Raw genomic sequence first — 13221 nt, forward strand, 5'->3', positions numbered from 1 at the left:
AGTTGGCGAGTATTGTATTAAGGAGGTGCCATATGTACGCGATTATTGCAACAGGTGGTAAACAGTACAAAGTATCCGAAGGCGACGTTATCAAAGTTGAGAAACTGGGCGTTGAAGCCGGACAAACTTATGAATTTGATCAGGTGCTTGCTGTAAGTGCCGATGAAATGAAGGTCGGAACACCTACCGTAGCTGGTGCAAAGGTTACTGCAACCGTTACCGGCGAAGGCAGAGGTAAAAAAGTGATCGTTTACAAGTATAAGAGAAAATCTGGATATCATAAGAAAAATGGTCACAGACAGGCTTATACAGAGTTGAAGATCGATAAGATTACCTGCTGATTATGATACAGGCAGTCTTTTACAGAGATTCCAACGGTGACTGCCAGTCCTTTCAGATTAAAGGACATGCAGGGTTTGAAGAAGCCGGCAGAGATATCATCTGTGCCGCTGTATCCGCTCTGGCGGTGAATACGGTAAACAGCATAGAAACTCTTACCGGTACGAAAACAGAGGCCAGCGAGAAATCGGGTTGCTTAACCTGCAGGCTGAAGGATGGGAAGCATCCGGAACCCCAGTTATTGGTAAACTCTTTAATATTGGGTTTAAAGAATATTGAAGAGGAATATGGTACAAAATATATCAGGATCCTGATCGAGGAGGTGTAATTATGTTGAAAATGAACCTTCAGTTGTTCGCTCATAAAAAGGGCGTTGGTTCCACAAAGAACGGCCGTGATTCCGAGTCCAAGAGACTTGGCGCAAAGAGAGCTGACGGACAGTTCGTAAAAGCTGGAAATATTCTTTACAGACAGCGCGGTACGAAGATTCACCCTGGCAACAATGTAGGCCGCGGTGGTGACGATACATTATTCGCATTGGTAGACGGTGTTGTTACATTTGAAAGAAAAGGCAGAGACAAAAAGCAGGTTTCTGTTTATCCCAAAGTAGTGAACGATTAATGAGGTAGTAATTCAGAAGAAAGCCGACGGATTCTCGTCGGCTTTTCTTGAATCTGACCAGAAAGCCTGCTTTTTTTCACCGCAGAAATGAGGTATTCATCTATGTTTGCAGACAGTGCTAGAATTTTTATTAAATCAGGTAACGGCGGCAATGGCCATGTCAGCTTCCGCCGGGAACTCTATGTGCCCAATGGCGGGCCTGACGGCGGAGACGGCGGCAGAGGCGGAGACATCATATTTGAGGTGGATGACGGCCTTAATACCCTCACCGATTTTCGGCATGTCCGCAAATATGTGGCAGGCAACGGTGAAGAGGGCGGCAAACGCCGCTGTCACGGGGCTGACGCGGACGATCTGGTGATCCGGGTGCCGGCGGGCACCGTAATCAAAGACGACGAAACCGGCAAGGTCATCGCCGATATGTCCGGTGAGAACCGGAGAGAAGTGATTTTAAAAGGCGGCAGAGGCGGCCAGGGCAATATGCACTACGCGACGGCCACCATGCAGGTCCCGAAATACGCCAAGCCGGGTAAACCGGGAAGAGAGCTGTGGGTACGGCTGGAGCTGAAGGTAATCGCGGATGTGGGTCTTGTAGGTTTTCCTAACGTGGGCAAATCCACGCTGCTTTCCCGTATCAGCAACGCCAGACCCAAAATCGCCAATTATCATTTCACCACATTAAATCCCAATCTGGGTGTGGTGGATTTAGGAGACGGCGAGGGCTTTGTGGTCGCTGACATCCCGGGCCTGATTGAAGGGGCCAGTGAAGGTGTCGGCCTTGGACATGCCTTTTTAAAGCATATTGAAAGAACCAAATGCATTATCCACATGGTGGATGCGGCTTCCACGGAAGGCCGCGATCCGGTAGAGGACATCAAAACCATCAATGCGGAGCTCATGGCCTATGATCCAAAGCTGATGGAACGGCCGCAGGTGATCGCGGCGAATAAAATCGATGCGGTTTATTCGGAGGATGAGGATCCGGTACAGAAGTTAAGGGATGAATTCGAGCCTTCCGGCCTGAAGGTGTTTGCCATCTCTGCAGTAAGCGGCCAGGGCTTAAAGGAGCTTCTGTATTATGTAAATGATCTGCTAAAAACTCTGGACCCCGAACCAGTGGTATTTGAACGAGAGTTTGTCCTTGAAGATCAGGACGATGAGACGCTGCCTTTTACGGTGGAAAAGCTGCCTGACGGCGTATACAGCGTCACAGGACCGCGGGTGGAGAAAATGCTGGGCTATACCAATCTGGATTCGGAAAAAGGCTTTGATTTCTTCCAGAAGTTTCTGAAAAGCACAGGTATTTTAAAGCAGCTGGAACACGCGGGCATCCAGGAGGGCGATACCGTACGGGTTGTGGATATTGAGTTTGAGTATTATAAATAGGCTTTTATGTGCGTTTGGTTAACATAATTTAATTATGTTAACCAAACGCACATGAGAATACAAAAGCAAGATGCGAGCATCGCAGAAATGAGGAATATTATGACTAGTAAGCAGCGCGCTTATTTAAAAGGACTGGCCATGACGATGGACCCGCTGTTTCAGATCGGGAAATCCAGTCTGACACCGGAAGTAACCAAGGCGGTAGAAGAGGCTTTGGAGGCCAGGGAGCTGATCAAGGTAAATGTATTAAAAAACTGCATGGATGATCCGCGGGAAATCGCGTCCATGCTGTCGGAACGCACCCATTCCGAGGTAGTTCAGGTGATCGGGAAGAGAATTGTACTGTTCCGCAAAGCTGCGGAAAATAGCAAAATCGAACTTCCACAGTAAGGGCTGGAGGTATGGATGCTATGGGTATAAAAAAAGTAGGCATTATGGGTGGCACCTTTGATCCCATTCATATCGCTCACCTGCAGCTGGCGGAATGCGCCTATGAGCAGTATGAGCTGGATGAAATTCGGTTCATTCCGGCCAAATATCCACCTCATAAACGTGACAGGCAGGTATTGTCAGAGAGTATAAGGGCATCAATGGTTAAGATTGCGATCGCGCCGAATCCGCACTTTACCTGTTCCGATATCGAACTGAACCGTGATGGCTATTCCTATACATCCGATACCTTGAGCGATCTGGCCGTTATGGAGCCAAACAGCCGGTTTTACTTCATTGTAGGCGTGGATTCTTTGAATTATATGGAAAAATGGCATCATCCCGAGGAGATATTTTCAAAAGCGGTAATTCTGTGTGCGAACAGGGATGAACTTCCCAGAGAACAGATCGATGAAAAGATCTCGTTTCTTAGGCGGAATTTTGGGGCTGATGTCCGTCTGATTGACCTTCCGGCTCTGGATATATCTTCCCATATGATCCGGGAAACGGTCGCATCCGGCAGATCTATCCGCTATTACGTTACAGAAAGTGTTTATGATTATATTTTAAAACATCATCTTTACAGAGAAATGCGCTGAAAGCGCAGGCCGCCGTTTTATGACGGCCGGTGACATTATATCAGGAAGAGGATGAAACACATGCAGGAAAACGGTATGAAAATCCGCAGGAAATTGATGAAAAAGCTGACGCCGGAGCGTTATGAGCATACCCTGGGCGTGGCTTATACTGCGGTTGCGCTCGCAATGCGCTATGAATGTGATCTGGATCAGGCAGAGATAGCGGGGCTTCTACATGACTGCGCTAAGCAGTATGATGATTCCACGATCTACGAAATGTGCCAGAAATACAATATAAGTATGTCTGAGGCAGAATTAAAAAACAAGGCGCTGCTGCATACAAAGCTGGGCGCGTTTATCGCGATGAAAAAATACCAGGTGGCGGATAAGGAAATTATTAGTGCTATTTTGTGCCATACTACCGGTAAACCGGATATGAGCATGCTGGAGAAAATTGTATATGTGGCGGATTATATTGAGCCCCGCCGATATAAGGCTCCCAATCTGCCGCAGATCCGCCATATGGCGTTCGTCGATATAGACCGTGCATTACTCATGATTCTCGCCGACACATTGAGTTATCTGAAAAAAACCGGCAACTGGATAGATGAACAGACCGTGAAGACCTATGACTATTACAAAGCACTGCTGGAAGGGGAAGATTGACAGCCTCCTTCATAGCGGCGCGGAAATGAGGAATTATGAATAAATCAAAAGAGATGGTAAAGATCGCGTATGACGCCCTCGATGAGAAAAAGGCGGAGGATATCTCTATCATAGATATATCCGGTGTTACGGTGATCGCCGACTATTTTCTTATCGCCAGCGGCGCAAACCCAAATCAGGTACAGGCGCTGGTGGACAATGTACAGGAAAAGCTCTACAAGGCCGGATATGAATGCAAGCAGGTGGAAGGCTATCAGGGCGCTACCTGGATCCTGCTGGATTATTTGGACATCGTAATCCATGTGTTTTCCAGAGAAGACCGCCGTTTTTATGATCTGGAGAGGATCTGGAGGGATGGACGGCAGATGGATATTGATGAAATCAAATAAAACAGCCATGTGCTGTGTATGAACAGGCAGTGTGCATTGTGAGACCAATGTGCACTGCCTGTTTTTGACTTTCTCCGCCTATGATCGGCTGCTTTGCAGGAATCATGTATCCGCTGTGTATTTTTGACAGGTACTGATTTTATAAAACATGTTAAAATAAAAACTTACAGCAAATACTAGTACTTACTAGTAACTGCACTAACGGGGTTACAACAGGTGAAGGAGGAACTTATGGAACATCAGATTTACGGGTATGTCAGAGTATCCACAAAAGAACAGAATGAAGACCGGCAGCTCATCGCATTAAGAACGTATTCGGTACCGGAGGATCACATCTACATGGATAAGCTAAGCGGAAAAGACTTCAACCGGCCGGCTTATAAAAGCCTGGTAAAGCGCATGCAAACAGGGGATGTGATGGTCATTAAAAGCATAGACCGTCTGGGACGCAACTATGATGAAATACTGGAGCAGTGGCGGTATCTGATCAAAGAACGGCGGATCGATATCGTGGTGCTGGACATGCCTCTCTTAAACACGCATACAAACAGGGATCTGACCAGAACGCTGATCGCCGATATTGTGCTGCAGCTGCTATCCTATGTGGCACAGACAGAAAGGGACAATATCCGTCAGAGGCAGGCGGAGGGAATCGCTGCCGCCAGAATGCGCGGAGTGCGTTTCGGACGTCCGGAAAAACAGAAGCCGCCGGAATTCCCGCTCATATGCAGGCGGTGGGAGAGCGGGGAACTAAGCGGGAGAGAGGCTGCCAGGATTCTCCAGATCACGCATTCGACTTTTTTTAAATGGGCGAGAGAACTATGAATATTTTTGCGTTCTGTGGCAAAAAAGGTAGACAATTAGCACCAATTCAGTTAAAATGTTATTAGAGCGTTTTTAAGCTCTGTTCATAGTTATTTTACAGACTTTAAGGAAGTATATGTAATTGAAAATGGCCGGTTAAAAAAGTCTAATTTAATTGCCAGCAGTACGCCGGCCGTCGGCACCGATTACTTCACGCCTTGGGACGTGCAGTATCGGATTGCACCGAATTTGCAGCGATAGTGAGGATCAGGCAATGGGATTATTGGAATATTGGATGCGTCAATGCGGTTTTGATTATTTATCGGACTTGAAATATCAAAAAGAATGGTATTCGATCATCACAGAAATGGATCATATAGATGACTACAGCATAAAGGAATGGCAGGACGCCGTAAGTTACCTGACAGAAAAACATGAAACTTGTCTGGAGACACCGTCGCAGGCGCGGGACTATCTGATCAGATGCTTAAACAGCTGAATGAATAAATTGCCGCAGTACAGGCTGTTTTGCTATCTCCATAAAGGTACGGCTGCGGTATAAAAAGGAGAGTATCCATGTCGTTATGGTCTCTCCTTTTTTGAATATGTACAAACGTCCGAATGCGATACGGTATCAGTGTATATCCATCCTTACTAGTCCGATCACCTTTCCCAGCACATCCACTTCATCCGCTATAATGGGTTCCATGAAATCGTTTTCAGGCTGCAGGCGGTAATGTCCGTCCTCTTTATAGAATCTCTTAACCGTAGCAGAATCGTCCACCATGGCCACCACTACATCACCGTTTTCAGCGGAGGAGTTCTGTTCAACAATCACGGAATCCCCGTCAAGTATTCCCATATTGATCATACTGCTGCCTTTTACATGGAGTATAAAGCACTGCTTATTGGGCATCATCTCGATAGGCAGGGGAAAGTATCCTTCGATATTCTCTACGGCCAGGATCGGTGAGCCGGCAGCCACAGAACCTACGATGGGAACATTCACCAGCTCGCGGCGTGTGAGATTGAAATCGTCTTCCAGAATCTCAATCGCCCTGGGCTTTGTCGGGTCCCTCCTGATATATCCGTTCTTCTCCAATGTCTCCAGATGGGAGTGAACGGAAGAAGTTGATTTTAAGCTGACGGCTTCACAGATGTCTCTTACAGCCGGCGGATATCCTCTCTGCAGTATTTCTCTCTTTATAAATTCTAAAATTTCCCTTTGTTTTGCTGTTATTTTTCCGTTCGGCATACAAAACCTCCTAATTGTTATCCTGTTTATATCCTAACACATGTTCGGTAAAAAAGCAAACAGATTTTCAAAACATTCGTTCGAACACGCTCTTGACAAACGCGTGTTCGGGTGGTATAATCAAGACAAACATAAGTTCACAACATTCGTTCGCAACATCTGTTCGAAAATATGATGTTATCCGCAGCAGAGGATCTGATCCGCTGATCCGGAGCGGATAGGAGCAAATGTGTCAATTTGTTTCTGCATGAACGAAAGATGTGAACAGGTTAAATTACATATGAAAAAAGGAAAGTGCGTTAGGGGGAAATCCAGATGAGAGGAAGAAAGCTTTGTTTCATTATTATTGTTCTTATGGCGTGTGTTTTGCTGTGCAGCGGTATGATCTCCATAGCAAAAGAAGACAGTTCGGACGAACTGGGTTATAAATACTATACCGGCGTCCAAATTCAGGCAGGAGATACCCTCTGGACAATTGCACAGGAATATATGCCGGAGGGCGCCTGCACCATACACGAATACATTGAAGAGATTAAGAGGATGAATCATTTAAAAGATGATACAATTTATGAGGGACAGCGCTTAACCGTTTACTATTACTCGCAGGAATATAAATAATTAAACCGCCGCAGCGCGATTCTAAGCGGAGCGTTTTTGTTTAATAGGTCGTATTTTCTAGCAAGAAAAAAGTGTCGTGTTCCAGTCCAGGTGAATGGAACACGGCACTTTTTTTCTTGACAGAATTCGGTTATTCTGCTATATTGGTTAAGCAAGTATAATTATATTAGCTTAACTATAACCGAGAATGAGGGGGAACCCGATGAGCCTGCAATCGAAACTGGACCGATTTTATCTGGACATGGTGATCAATGAACTGCGTCTGGCGAATTTCAGCTGCTATGAACATGTGACGTATAACAGCCTTCTTTATCTCGATATCATTGCATATAAGGAGCATTGTACCGCAAGCTACATAGCGGATGCGCTGCATGTTGCCAAATCGGCGGTAACACTCAAGGTAAAGGAACTGGAAAAGCTGGGGCTGGTACACAAAACCAGGAGCCAGGAGGACAAGCGGGTATATTACCTGCATGTCAATGAGAAACTGCTAGAAGATTATAAGGCGTACGACCGCGTGCTTCACAGGGCGTTGGGCGAGATTGAAACAACCTATTCTCCGGAGGAAGTGCGGACATTCTGCAGCATGCTGGATATTATCAACCGTCATTTTGAAGACGAGGCCAGACAGGAGAGAGCGGCGGTTTTGGCCGCGCATAAGGAGTAAGTATGAGTTCACTTGAGCATAAAATAACACCGGGATTTTTAATGAAATTTACACTGCCCACCATGATTATGATGGTTTTCAACTCTTTTTACACTATGGTTGACGGCGGATTTGTATCAAATTTTGTAGGAACAAGCGCGCTGTCTGCGGTAAACATAGTCTATCCCGTTATTAACTTCGTTTTTGCGGTAGGAATCATGCTGGCTACCGGGGGCAGCGCCATCGTAGCCCGGCTGATGGGAGAGAAAAAGCCCATGCTGGCCAGGCAGAGCTTTTCGCTCATCACAGTCAGCGGCGTGGTGATGGGACTGATAATCACTGTGCTCTGCATCTGCTTTACCGGCAGCATCGTGCACGTGCTGGGAGCAAACGATGCAATCTATGGGTATTGCTATGACTATGCATTTTACTTAAGCCTTTTTATCCCGTTTGCCATCCTGCAGCTTTTGTTCCAGTTCTTTTTTGTTACCGCAGGCAGACCGAATCTCGGACTTTGGGCAACCGTAGCCGGAGGCGTGGCTAATATCGTTCTGGATTATCTGTTCATAGTGCCTCTCAATATGGGCATTAAGGGGGCCGCAATCGCCACAGGCATCGGTTATGCGGTGCCGTCCGTGATCGGACTGATATACTTTTCAGAAAAGGGACAGAAGAGTTTAAGCTTTGCAAAACCGGTCAGGGACCTAAGCATATTGAGAAAGACCTGTACCAACGGTTCATCGGAGATGGTTTCCAATCTGGCGGTGTCTGTCACCACCTTTTTGTTTAACAGGATTATGATGGATTATCTCGGTGAAGACGGTGTAGCTGCTATGACCATCGTGTTTTATGCGCAGTTCTTATTTACTGCCATATTCCTGGGCTATACCTCAGGAGCCGCCCCTCTGTTCAGCTTTAATTATGGGGCGCAGGACAAAAAGAAGCTGCATCAGCTGTTTCGGATCAGCATGATCTTCATAGCGGCCTGCTCTGTGATCGCCTTTGGGCTCTCTATAGTCCTGTCCGACATGGTAATCGGAGTGTTCGCTGCATCCGGCAGCAGCGTGTTTGAACTGGCAAAGCACGGAATGTATCTGTTTGCAGCCGGATTTTTGTTCATGGGCTTTAACATTTTTGCATCAGGACTGTTCACCGCGCTGTCCAACGGAAGGATATCCGCGATATTGTCATTTCTCCGGACATTTGTATTTCTGCTGCTGACAATCTTACTGCTTCCTCTGCTCCTGGAAGTGAACGGTGTATGGCTCTCCATCCCTGCAGCGGAGCTGATGGCCCTGGTGGTCGCTCTGATCTACATCCTGAAATACAGAAAGGTATACGGCTATTAAATTATACCGCAAACGGTTCAATCAGTGGGGCCGTCCGCATGCATCGGCTGCCCGGAATCCCGCAGACGGACTTTGTTGCGCGCCTTTCTGCGGTTTTCCTCTTCAATTGCAGCGTAATGCTTCTTCGTGGTATTTACGTCCGAATGCCCCAGCACATCGGCAACGAGATAGATATCCCCGGTTTCCTGATAGAGATTGGTGCCGTAGGTGCTGCGGAGTTTGTGGGGCGTTATATTTTTGAGCGTGGTCACCGTTTGGGTATATTTCTTGACCAGATTCTCCACGCTGCGCACATTGAGCCGCTTTTTCTGCAGAGACAGAAAGAATGCGTTTTCATGGCCGCTTGCCGGGATGACTGCCTTGCGCTCCTCATAGTAAGACGCCAGCGCCTCCTCGACTTCATCGCTGAAGTACACAATCACTTCCTTGCCCCCTTTACGGTGGATGCGTATGCCGTCATTTTTAAAATCGATGTCACCGATGTCCAGGCCCACACATTCCGACACACGTATTCCCGTACCTAAGAGGAGAGAGAGCAGTGCCAGATCCCGTTTCTTTGTTTTCCGGTGAAAGGCCTGCTGGCTTTTCGTCAGCTTATCCCCCTGTTCCACCTGGTCTAAAAGGATGGCCACCTCATCCACATCCAGCCGGATGATCGCCTTTTCAGACACTTTCGGCAGGGTGACTAAGGCGGCAGGGTTGTTTTTTAACAGCTCATGGCGGTAGAAGTAGTTATAGAACGTCTTCACACAGGCAATTTTACGCATAATGCCGCGTTCCCTGTTCATATGATCGCCGTCCTCTGTGGTGTAATACTTCAGATATTCCATATATTCTTCCAGATCCAGCGCCTTTATCTCATCCATCATTTCCAGGGTGACCGACTGAGTATCCAGCCTGGAAAAAACGGGATTTTCCTTCTGGAGGAAATCAAAGAACACCCGCAGATCGTACGCATAGGCGATCCGGGTTCTGGAGGAAGTGGTTTGTTCAATGCCGCGGAAAAAGTCATTCACAAAAGGTGGGAGAGCAGCGGTCAGCTCCCTCAGCTTCGTCGTATTTTCAATATCGATCTGTTCATAGTAAGGACGGCTTTTCATAACCTGCCGCCTCCTTTTTGGGGCCATCCTGGGATAGTTCCGTTGATCACTGCGGAAAACATGCGGTCGGTAGTTCCCGGATGATCTTCATTTAACTGTTTCAGCAGATCTTTGGCATACTGGCGCTTGGTGTAGCCGTCAGCGGGGCAGGGGCTCTTGCAGACCGGCAGCTGCATCAGATTCCTGAATCCGATCACATCAGCCTCAGGCACATACATCAGCGGCCGGATCACCGTCACATCCATGCGGTCCAGATATGTATAGGGAGAGAAGGAATGAAAGCGGCTTTCAAAGATCAGGGAAAGCAGCATGGTTTCCACAATATCATCCCTGTGGTGGGCATAGGCGATCTTATTGCAGTCCAGGGCTTTGGCCTTTTCGTTAAATGCTCCTTTGCGCATCTTCGCGCAGAGAGAACAGGGGTTTGATTCTTTTCGCTCTTTAAAAATGATTTCTCCAATCTGGGTGGGAACCACCGTATAGGGCACATTCAGTTCCTCGCACAAGTTATTAACACCGGACAGATCAAAGCCCGGAAAACCCAGATCAACCGTAATCGCCTCGATCTCAAATTTCTTGGGATAAAACCGTTTCAGCCCGTGCAGCGCATATAATAAAGTAAGGCTGTCCTTGCCCCCGGATATCCCGACGGCAATGCGGTCGCCGTCCTCAATCATATGATAATCGTCCACAGCGCGGCGGGTGTAGCTCAATAATCGTTGCAGTTTCATTGAAGAAATTCCTTTCCGTATATTTCAGCATTATTTGACCGGTTCATGATACAAATTGATAAAGAGGTTTCAGAAAAAGAGTGCTGTCTGAAGGATCTCAAACTATTCGCGAAAGACAACTTTAACGAATAGATGTGGCTGAATTTAATTATAAACAGCGATTATGCCTCTGTCAAGCTGTATTGTATCATAAAACCGGCATTGATGCTATTTATATCATCCATCAGCGGCTGCTGTGTTTTTATTTCTAGCATTATTCACACCGCAGCGCCTCATTCTTCTGTCTGCCCGCAGATGAATCCCGTCCGCATCTGTGACAATAAAAGCCGTGTGCCATTGCAGTTAATAATGGTGATGATATAATATTAACCATCTGTGATTCACTTGACCGGCGGCATCGCTATCCGTACCTTACTGAAGTACGTTCATACACTATGCGCATCCCCGATTTGACGGTCTGCAACTTGATTTTACATGCAAATTCAGCCGAACCGCGTTATCTGCCGCTATTTTTAAATTTACGCGTTTTCGGGTCTCACCCAATAGTTTATACCTTTTTTGATTTTTTTTGGCTTAAAAGGCGTTTTAAGCCCTTTGTAATCGAATTGTTCGCAAATATTCTTAATTTAAGATTTGTTATATTATATTAAAACATAAAACGGAAATTTAATGTGCTTAGTATCTTGATAATGTCTTGAATCTCAAAGTTATAGTCTATACAAATAGGAATCCCACGAACGGGATCCGCCTGCGGCGGGTCGTCAATCTTTCTCTCCCTATTAAAATTAGCGAATTAGTTTACATAATTCAAATATGTAAACTAATTCGCCAGTTCCATAAAAATTCTTGAAAAAGCCATATCAATAATAGACTGAAAGTTCTCACTGTATTTGCGCTAAGATATCATTTACATTTTCTTCAATGGAGTTTGTTCCATTTACTCGAATGACAGGACATCTTAAAGAGTGTACCCACTCTTCAACTGTGTTCTCTGTCCTGGATTTGACAAAATCAAAAAACCTTTCCTCCGGCTCATATAAATCCCCGCCCGGCAGCATTCTATTACCAAATTTTTGAAAAGAACGATTTTTAACTCGTTGTAACCGAATATCTTTTGGGACATCAATCAAAACGGCATATTGTAAAAAGGGATAAATGGCTTCTCCGTAATCGCCCTTAACAGAAGCAAAGACAAAGTTTTCATGTTCTTTAATCTCACTGAAAAAGAGTTTTACTGCTTCTTCACGAGTACATGGAGAAGCATAGATATAATTGGGGTCTGTCTTTGGAAAATATAAGTCTTCATTATCAATAAAATAGAACTCCAATTTTTCTGCCAGGGCTTTTCCCAATGTGCTCTTTCCAGCGCCATTTAAGCCACATATAATAATACCTGTTCCCATAGACAGCCCTCCAATAAAGTCCGATTTATTCCCTTCATGCCGAACAAATGCTTGGATAACCTATGGAACATACTCACTTTGTTCGGCGGGCAATTATTTTATTTGATGCCAATCATTCTTGCAAGTTTCCACTTCATTCGGTGCACACGCATAAACAGCCATTTGCAATGTTACTATTCACCGTTACCGAAAACGCGCTGTTCATGTCCACCGCTATCCCGCCGCCCTTGCCCAAAGCCTGGGCAGCCAGATACATGTCATGCGGATTGTCGCCGATTACAATCACATCGGCACTGAAACAATTTGCTTTTCTTCCCCTGTAATAAGGATAGCCTGTGAATTGCTGAATGGAACAAGGGGCAATTCCGCGCCATATTTTGAAATTACTTTCTCCACAGCTTCTTTTAATGGATCGTTTTTATAGTGTGGTAAGGGATAAAAATCGATCATATTCAAAGCTTCAAATGTTTTTAACTGTGGTGCTATAAGGGGGTTATCCGTATCTTTAGAATATTCAATATCTGGTGCCAGCAAAATTGCTCCGGCAGATTCGCCTATAAATAGTTTTCCTGCTTCGATTTGTGCTTTAATCAAATTCCCTGCACCTGATCTATTCATTTCTTGAAGCAGAAAGAAAGTATTCCCTCCGGTTACATAAATATAATCATTATTCTCCAGTTTGTTTGCTATATCTGAATGAGTGGCTGTAGAGATTTCCAGTTCATCAACTTTAAGCCCCATTTTAGCTAATAATTCCATACTATACTTTATATGAAAATCTAATTTATCCGGTAATGCGGCTGTTGGAATAAAGGTTACTGTCTTGCCTTCAAGATTCTCATTAGCAAAATCTACAAATATTTCAGATACATCCTTAAACAAGGACGCTAAAAATAGTTTCTTCATA

At 45.6% G+C, this 13221-nt stretch carries 18 protein-coding genes; 13 read left to right on the forward strand and 5 right to left on the reverse strand.

Annotated elements, in window-relative coordinates:
• Positions 1–32: 32 nt before the first annotated feature.
• The 10 genes from rplU to DWZ56_RS20355 all read left to right on the forward strand — a co-directional run bounded on the left by rplU (position 33) and on the right by DWZ56_RS20355 (position 5711).
• Positions 33–341, forward strand: coding sequence for a 50S ribosomal protein L21 (gene rplU / locus DWZ56_RS20310; protein WP_118558432.1), 309 nt, complete (start codon positions 33–35; stop codon positions 339–341).
• A 2-nt stretch (positions 342–343) separates the two neighbouring features.
• Entirely contained in the window at positions 344–667 is a 324-nt protein-coding gene (locus DWZ56_RS20315; protein ID WP_118558433.1) for a ribosomal-processing cysteine protease Prp, read from the forward strand.
• Positions 668–669: 2 nt separating this feature from the next.
• Complete coding sequence (rpmA, locus tag DWZ56_RS20320; protein ID WP_118558434.1) at positions 670–960, forward strand: 50S ribosomal protein L27; 291 nt, start codon at positions 670–672, stop codon at positions 958–960.
• 102 nt (positions 961–1062) lie between these two features.
• On the forward strand, positions 1063–2346 hold the full coding sequence (gene obgE / locus DWZ56_RS20325; protein WP_118558435.1) for a GTPase ObgE: 1284 nt from the start codon (positions 1063–1065) through the stop codon (positions 2344–2346).
• 99 nt (positions 2347–2445) lie between these two features.
• Positions 2446–2736 carry a ribosome assembly RNA-binding protein YhbY gene (gene yhbY / locus DWZ56_RS20330; protein WP_118558436.1) on the forward strand — a complete coding sequence of 97 codons (291 nt, stop codon included), beginning with the start codon at positions 2446–2448 and terminating at the stop codon, positions 2734–2736.
• A 20-nt stretch (positions 2737–2756) separates the two neighbouring features.
• Positions 2757–3374, forward strand: a complete 618-nt coding sequence (gene nadD / locus DWZ56_RS20335; protein WP_158584678.1) for a nicotinate-nucleotide adenylyltransferase — start codon at positions 2757–2759, stop codon at positions 3372–3374.
• Between the two features lie 51 nt (positions 3375–3425).
• On the forward strand, positions 3426–4019 hold the full coding sequence (gene yqeK, locus DWZ56_RS20340; RefSeq protein WP_442911455.1) for a bis(5'-nucleosyl)-tetraphosphatase (symmetrical) YqeK: 594 nt from the start codon (positions 3426–3428) through the stop codon (positions 4017–4019).
• A 35-nt stretch (positions 4020–4054) separates the two neighbouring features.
• A complete protein-coding gene (rsfS, locus tag DWZ56_RS20345; protein WP_118558439.1) occupies positions 4055–4408 on the forward strand; it encodes a ribosome silencing factor in 354 nt (117 codons plus the stop codon).
• Positions 4409–4639: 231 nt separating this feature from the next.
• Entirely contained in the window at positions 4640–5233 is a 594-nt protein-coding gene (locus DWZ56_RS20350; protein WP_118558440.1) for a recombinase family protein, read from the forward strand.
• Between the two features lie 253 nt (positions 5234–5486).
• Positions 5487–5711, forward strand: a complete 225-nt coding sequence (locus DWZ56_RS20355; RefSeq protein ID WP_118558441.1) for a hypothetical protein — start codon at positions 5487–5489, stop codon at positions 5709–5711.
• 135 nt (positions 5712–5846) lie between these two features.
• Here DWZ56_RS20355 and lexA read toward each other — a convergent pair whose 3' ends face one another.
• The gene (lexA, locus tag DWZ56_RS20360) at positions 5847–6467 is read right to left on the reverse strand and encodes a transcriptional repressor LexA (protein WP_118558442.1); all 621 of its coding nucleotides are present in this window, start codon (positions 6465–6467) and stop codon (positions 5847–5849) included.
• A gap of 315 nt (positions 6468–6782) precedes the next feature.
• Here lexA and yneA point away from each other — a divergent pair, with 315 nt between their 5' ends.
• The 3 genes from yneA (at position 6783) to DWZ56_RS20375 (ending at position 9080) form a co-directional block, all read left to right on the forward strand.
• Positions 6783–7085: a cell division suppressor protein YneA gene (yneA, locus tag DWZ56_RS20365; RefSeq protein WP_118558443.1), complete on the forward strand. Its 303-nt coding sequence runs from the start codon at positions 6783–6785 to the stop codon at positions 7083–7085.
• A gap of 202 nt (positions 7086–7287) precedes the next feature.
• Complete coding sequence (locus DWZ56_RS20370) at positions 7288–7752, forward strand: MarR family winged helix-turn-helix transcriptional regulator (RefSeq protein WP_158584679.1); 465 nt, start codon at positions 7288–7290, stop codon at positions 7750–7752.
• A gap of 2 nt (positions 7753–7754) precedes the next feature.
• A complete protein-coding gene (locus tag DWZ56_RS20375; protein WP_118558445.1) occupies positions 7755–9080 on the forward strand; it encodes an MATE family efflux transporter in 1326 nt (441 codons plus the stop codon).
• Positions 9081–9097: 17 nt separating this feature from the next.
• Here DWZ56_RS20375 and DWZ56_RS20380 read toward each other — a convergent pair whose 3' ends face one another.
• The 4 genes from DWZ56_RS20380 to DWZ56_RS20395 form a co-directional block, all read right to left on the reverse strand.
• Positions 9098–10180 (reverse strand): tyrosine-type recombinase/integrase, encoded by a 1083-nt coding sequence (locus tag DWZ56_RS20380; protein WP_118558446.1) that lies wholly within the window; start codon positions 10178–10180, stop codon positions 9098–9100.
• The gene (locus DWZ56_RS20385) at positions 10177–10911 is read right to left on the reverse strand and encodes a tRNA lysidine(34) synthetase (RefSeq protein WP_118558447.1); all 735 of its coding nucleotides are present in this window, start codon (positions 10909–10911) and stop codon (positions 10177–10179) included. Before DWZ56_RS20385 ends, DWZ56_RS20380 begins: the two co-directional genes overlap by 4 nt.
• Positions 10912–11792: 881 nt before the next feature.
• The gene (locus tag DWZ56_RS20390; RefSeq protein WP_118558448.1) at positions 11793–12314 is read right to left on the reverse strand and encodes an AAA family ATPase; all 522 of its coding nucleotides are present in this window, start codon (positions 12312–12314) and stop codon (positions 11793–11795) included.
• A gap of 282 nt (positions 12315–12596) precedes the next feature.
• Positions 12597–13220: a Type 1 glutamine amidotransferase-like domain-containing protein gene (locus DWZ56_RS20395; RefSeq protein WP_118558449.1), complete on the reverse strand. Its 624-nt coding sequence runs from the start codon at positions 13218–13220 to the stop codon at positions 12597–12599.
• Position 13221 lies beyond the last annotated feature (1 nt).

The sequence above is a fragment of the Lachnotalea sp. AF33-28 genome (assembly GCF_003477885.1).
In the GTDB taxonomy this organism is placed as follows: Bacteria; Bacillota; Clostridia; order Lachnospirales; family Lachnospiraceae; genus AF33-28.

Coding starts and splice junctions, on each gene's coding strand:
- DWZ56_RS20355 (WP_118558441.1), top strand. CDS start 5,487: ATGGGATTATTGGAATATTGGATGCGTCAATGCGGTTTTGATTATTTA.
- yqeK (WP_442911455.1), top strand. CDS start 3,426: ATGAAACACATGCAGGAAAACGGTATGAAAATCCGCAGGAAATTGATG.
- rplU (WP_118558432.1), top strand. CDS start 33: ATGTACGCGATTATTGCAACAGGTGGTAAACAGTACAAAGTATCCGAA.
- nadD (WP_158584678.1), top strand. CDS start 2,757: ATGGGTATAAAAAAAGTAGGCATTATGGGTGGCACCTTTGATCCCATT.
- DWZ56_RS20350 (WP_118558440.1), top strand. CDS start 4,640: ATGGAACATCAGATTTACGGGTATGTCAGAGTATCCACAAAAGAACAG.
- DWZ56_RS20395 (WP_118558449.1), bottom strand. CDS start 13,220: ATGAAGAAACTATTTTTAGCGTCCTTGTTTAAGGATGTATCTGAAATA.
- DWZ56_RS20375 (WP_118558445.1), top strand. CDS start 7,755: ATGAGTTCACTTGAGCATAAAATAACACCGGGATTTTTAATGAAATTT.
- obgE (WP_118558435.1), top strand. CDS start 1,063: ATGTTTGCAGACAGTGCTAGAATTTTTATTAAATCAGGTAACGGCGGC.
- lexA (WP_118558442.1), bottom strand. CDS start 6,467: ATGCCGAACGGAAAAATAACAGCAAAACAAAGGGAAATTTTAGAATTT.
- yhbY (WP_118558436.1), top strand. CDS start 2,446: ATGACTAGTAAGCAGCGCGCTTATTTAAAAGGACTGGCCATGACGATG.
- rsfS (WP_118558439.1), top strand. CDS start 4,055: ATGAATAAATCAAAAGAGATGGTAAAGATCGCGTATGACGCCCTCGAT.
- DWZ56_RS20390 (WP_118558448.1), bottom strand. CDS start 12,314: ATGGGAACAGGTATTATTATATGTGGCTTAAATGGCGCTGGAAAGAGC.
- rpmA (WP_118558434.1), top strand. CDS start 670: ATGTTGAAAATGAACCTTCAGTTGTTCGCTCATAAAAAGGGCGTTGGT.
- DWZ56_RS20385 (WP_118558447.1), bottom strand. CDS start 10,911: ATGAAACTGCAACGATTATTGAGCTACACCCGCCGCGCTGTGGACGAT.
- DWZ56_RS20370 (WP_158584679.1), top strand. CDS start 7,288: ATGAGCCTGCAATCGAAACTGGACCGATTTTATCTGGACATGGTGATC.
- DWZ56_RS20315 (WP_118558433.1), top strand. CDS start 344: ATGATACAGGCAGTCTTTTACAGAGATTCCAACGGTGACTGCCAGTCC.
- DWZ56_RS20380 (WP_118558446.1), bottom strand. CDS start 10,180: ATGAAAAGCCGTCCTTACTATGAACAGATCGATATTGAAAATACGACG.
- yneA (WP_118558443.1), top strand. CDS start 6,783: ATGAGAGGAAGAAAGCTTTGTTTCATTATTATTGTTCTTATGGCGTGT.